Below are 4,247 nucleotides of genomic sequence, written 5' to 3'. Positions count from 1 at the left end.
CTGTGTATTTTATTCAGTTTTCAATGTCACAGATGAAGGAAAGGGGCTAAATTTATGCCTAAAAATAAGGTTTTCGGACAGGCTGGGGGGGCCAGCGAAGGTAATTAAATATAGGTTCAACAAAGAAACTATTGATGCAATGGAAGAATCGAAGTGGTTTGACTTAGAACCAGAACAAATAATGGAGTTCTATAGTTTCAAAGATAACCCACTGGAATTCGCGCATTGCGTTATCGAAAAATATAGAAAGTAGTATAAAAGCGATGGAAAGAAAATCAAATTTAAAAAAAGCCAGTACGTTTTATCTTGTTGGAACGTTGTTCAATAAAGGAATTGGGTTTATCACAGTTCCTATTTTTACTAGAATATTAAGTGTTTCCGATTATGGGATTGTTACGACTTATAATTCATGGGTGTCTATTCTGATGATGTTTATGAGTCTTGCACTTTATATGGCTGTAAGGGCATCGTTTGTTGATTACAAAGAACATACCAAAGATTTTCTTTCTGTTATTACAACATTTACTTGTTTATTTGGGTGTTTGTTTTCTTTAATTGTAATAGTTATATCGTTTATTGCTCCAATAAACCTTAGTTTATCAATACTGATACTTTGTTTAATACAAGCTCTCGCAACTGCAATCATAGAAAATGTATCTATGTTTTTTATGATGAATTATCAGTACAAAGCAAGAACGGCATTAATGGTTCTTCCAAATCTGTTATCTACAATTGTTTCTATTTTTTTGATAAAAAAAGTACTGTCATCAGAACTATATTTTGGAAGAATTGTTCCTAACGCTATTATTACTTTATTATTTGGCTTGATGGCTCTTTTATACTCTTTTAAAGGTACAAAAGTTAGATTTAATAAGGAATATCTCCAATATGGATTAAGAATTTCGGTACCACTAGTACTTCATGGCATAGTCCTAAATATTCTTTCACAATCAGATAGAACAATGATCACAATGATTCGGAGTTCTGAGGAAACCGGTATTTATGGACTTATCTATAATTTCAGTATGATTGCTATAGTAATAACGACAGCTTTTGATGGAATTTGGGTACCATTTTTTACTAGGAAAATGAATGAAAGGGATTATAATTCCATAAATGCATTTGCTGAAAAATATGTTGAGTTTATGAGCGTTGCCATGATAGGTGTTATTCTAGTCGGTCCTGAGATAGTAAAACTATTATCGACAAAAGCTTACTGGGAAGGGATAAAGATAATCCCGCCTATCGTTCTGGCAAACTATTTCATTTTTATCTATACAATGTATGTAAATGTTGAACACTATTACAAGAAAACTGTTTTCATATCAATAAACACAACAATTGCGGCGGTATCTAATATTCTACTGAACATTGTATTTATTTATATATGGGGTTATGTTGGAGCAGCGTATACAACTTTAATTTCATATATTCTTTCCTTAATTTTGCATTATAGGTATGCGAGAAAGATTAATTCAAAAGTGTTTGGCTTAAAGCGCTATGTTTACCCATTGATAGTTATCATCGTTTCAGTTTTGGCATTCTACTTATTTATAAATAATTGGTATATCAGGTGGCTGACAGCAATCATTACAGTAGTCATATTTGGAGTAAAGGAAAAAGATTTTTTATTGAATGCACTTTTAAAACGATAACTGTACCGGTGTCATTTCCTTGGAAACCAAACACCCCGAATTTTTTACTTACCTGCTTGATTGGGCTGTGTGGGTTTATTTGTGCTTCCTATGCAACTATCAATCCAAACACCACCAAACAACTAAAAACCCATCCCCGCGCTTTTTTTATTGTTGTAGGACCAAAAGGGTCAGACCCTATAAGGTACGAATAAAATGAATAAACACGTCCTTAAAGTTCTCTAAAGAAATCATAAAAGTTGTTCTAATCAACATATCGAAGTTAAGATTGCTATTTACCGTCTCCTCAACCTGATGAAGCATTCCAGACTGAAGTATAATTCTGCAACATCTGCCTTCTGCTGGACAGTGACAAACTATGAGCCTTTTACAAGACCACAATGTCAGGCCCTATGATGTGCATAAAAATAAAATATGAAGCGGTCCCCATGATGCAAATCCAATATACCGCTTTACGCAAAAAAGGTTTCATGTTATCATTATCTCATCAAGAGTTCTGATAATTTGAAACCTTTTTTGCAATTATTAATGAAATATACAAACAGTGTTCTGGGGTCAACAGATGCTTTTATATGCAATAGTCGTCCAAGAAGATTTGGAAAATCTGTTACTGCAAATATGCTTACAGCGTATTACAGCAAAGGATGCAATTCAGAAGAAATGTTTTCCAGGCTGGAAATCAGTCAGACAAAAGATTTCAGAATTGAAAGAATATTATCCTGATGTACTTCCGGAAGAAAATCATTCCCTGGCAGAGACACTGGCACGGATCAATACTGTAACTGGCAGAAAGTTTATTGTGATTATTGATGAATGGGATGTTCTGATTCGTGATGAAGCTACAAAAGAGGATATCCAGAATGAGTATATCCGCTTCTTACGTGGTATTTTCAAAGGGACAGAACCTACAAAGTATGTTCAGCTTGCATATCTGACAGGTATTTTACCGATTAATCTTGCAGGGACTTATCTTAAATAATATAATTAATAATATAATTCCAAAAGCAAGCAAGAAAAGAGCGTTTGCAAATCGAGAAAAGGGGGTGATTTTACATGAGCTTACAATCAGATACAGAGATGCTATCTGTTTCAGCGGTGGAGGAATATGCCACGCAGAATCATATGACAGTTGATGCAACGTATGAGTTGTTTCATCGTCATCAGATCTTTGAAAAAATTATTCTTCAGCATGAATATTTGCATCAGGTATCAATGGATGAGGTTATGGAATTCATTTATAAAGAGATCCAGGACGATAAGCACGACCTGATTCTGTTCCATGGAACGGACGTGGATTTTACGGAGATTCAGTTGAATAAATCACACAACAAGCGTGACTTTGGAACAGGTTTTTATACAACGATCCTTGAAGAACAGGCAAGAGAATGGGCGTACCGTCTTAGCCTTCGTAATCATTCCAAGGATTATTATGTGATGAAGTTCTTGTTTGCAGAGAATGAGGAACTGAAAATTAAGAGATTTGATTCCCTGAGTATAGAATGGTTGGAGTTTATCAAAGAGAACCGATCCAGAGGCGGATTGCAGTATGACTACGATGTTGTGATTGGTCCGGTGGCGGATGATAATACCATGGAGACAGTTCAGCTTTACATTGCGGGAATCCTTAATGCGGAGGAAGCTGTAAACAGACTTCGATACAATAAGGTAAATAACCAGGTATCATTTCACACAAAAAAGGCACTGGAATATTTGAGATTTGTTGGGAGGGATCGGTATGAGTGAGATATATACCTTTAATGGGAAAGATATCACGATGAACGTGTTCATTCAGATCCGGGCAGTCGTTGATATTATTAAAGAAGCAAGGAAAATTGATTTCATAGAGGCATTGGGACAGTTCTATCATTCCAATACCTATAAGACACTGCAGAACACGGAAAACGGTCTTTGGGCAGAGTCTCCAGATTATATTGCAGACTGCTTCTTCGAAAACCGCTATTAAAGCCGCTGGGTACATTTTGGGTACAAGAGAAATAAAACTTATGCATGATTTTACATGAAGACGCTACAAGGGTCAGACCCTATGAGGTACGAATAAAATGAATAAACACGTCCTTAAAGTTCTCTAAAGAAATCATAAAAGTTGTTCTAATCAACATATCGAAGTTAAGATTGCTATTTACCGTCTCCTCAACCTGGTGAAGCATTCCAGACTGAAGTATAGTTCTGCAACATCTGCCTTCTACTGGACAGTGACAAACTATGAGCCTTTTACAAGACCACAATGTCAGGCCCTATGATGTGCATAAAAATAAAATATGAAGCGGTCCCCATGATGCAAATCCAATATACCGCTTTACGCAAAAAAGGTTTCATGTTATCATTATCTCATCAAGAGTTCTGATAATTTGAAACCTTTTTTGCAATTATTAAAGAAATGGATGTGTGTCAATATGGGAATGTTTGTTAATCCTGATAATCTGGCATTTCAGGCAGCTTTGAATGCAAGGATCTATGTTGATAAAAGTGGAATCCTCAATTATACAAACAGTGTTCTGGGGTCAACAGATGCTTTTATATGCAATAGTCGTCCAAGAAGATTTGGAAAATCTGTTACTGCAAATATGCTTA

The 4,247-nt window shown here is 35.4% G+C and carries 3 protein-coding genes and 3 pseudogenes; all 6 read left to right on the top strand.

Translation table 11 applies throughout. The annotated features are described in order from the left end of the window. Window positions 1-253, top strand: a pseudogene (locus ACTNDS_RS16535) (hypothetical protein); the annotation flags it as partial. A gap of 10 nt (window positions 254-263) precedes the next feature. Next, on the top strand, window positions 264-1,655 hold the full coding sequence (locus ACTNDS_RS16530) for a lipopolysaccharide biosynthesis protein (protein WP_441036849.1): 1,392 nt from the start codon (window positions 264-266) through the stop codon (window positions 1,653-1,655). Window positions 1,656-2,180: 525 nt separating this feature from the next. Beyond that, window positions 2,181-2,607: pseudogene (locus ACTNDS_RS16525) on the top strand (AAA family ATPase); the annotation flags it as partial. A gap of 101 nt (window positions 2,608-2,708) precedes the next feature. Further along, a complete protein-coding gene (locus tag ACTNDS_RS16520) occupies window positions 2,709-3,398 on the top strand; it encodes a DUF3990 domain-containing protein (RefSeq protein WP_441036848.1) in 690 nt (229 codons plus the stop codon). Continuing rightward, window positions 3,391-3,618, top strand: a complete 228-nt coding sequence (locus tag ACTNDS_RS16515) for a hypothetical protein (protein ID WP_441036847.1) — start codon at window positions 3,391-3,393, stop codon at window positions 3,616-3,618. Before ACTNDS_RS16520 ends, ACTNDS_RS16515 begins: the two co-directional genes overlap by 8 nt. A 451-nt stretch (window positions 3,619-4,069) precedes the next feature. Beyond that, window positions 4,070-4,247 (top strand): annotated as a pseudogene (locus ACTNDS_RS16510) (AAA family ATPase); the annotation flags it as partial.

The organism is Blautia sp. HCP3S3_C12 (assembly GCF_052064155.1).
In the GTDB taxonomy this organism is placed as follows: domain Bacteria; phylum Bacillota; class Clostridia; order Lachnospirales; family Lachnospiraceae; genus Blautia_A.
This window is presented reverse-complemented; position numbering and strand designations above follow the sequence as displayed.

What these genes read in the sequence shown, in the direction of transcription:
- ACTNDS_RS16530 (WP_441036849.1), top strand. Translation starts at nt 264, where the DNA reads ATGGAAAGAAAATCAAATTTAAAAAAAGCCAGTACGTTTTATCTTGTT.
- ACTNDS_RS16515 (WP_441036847.1), top strand. Translation starts at nt 3,391, where the DNA reads ATGAGTGAGATATATACCTTTAATGGGAAAGATATCACGATGAACGTG.
- ACTNDS_RS16520 (WP_441036848.1), top strand. Translation starts at nt 2,709, where the DNA reads ATGAGCTTACAATCAGATACAGAGATGCTATCTGTTTCAGCGGTGGAG.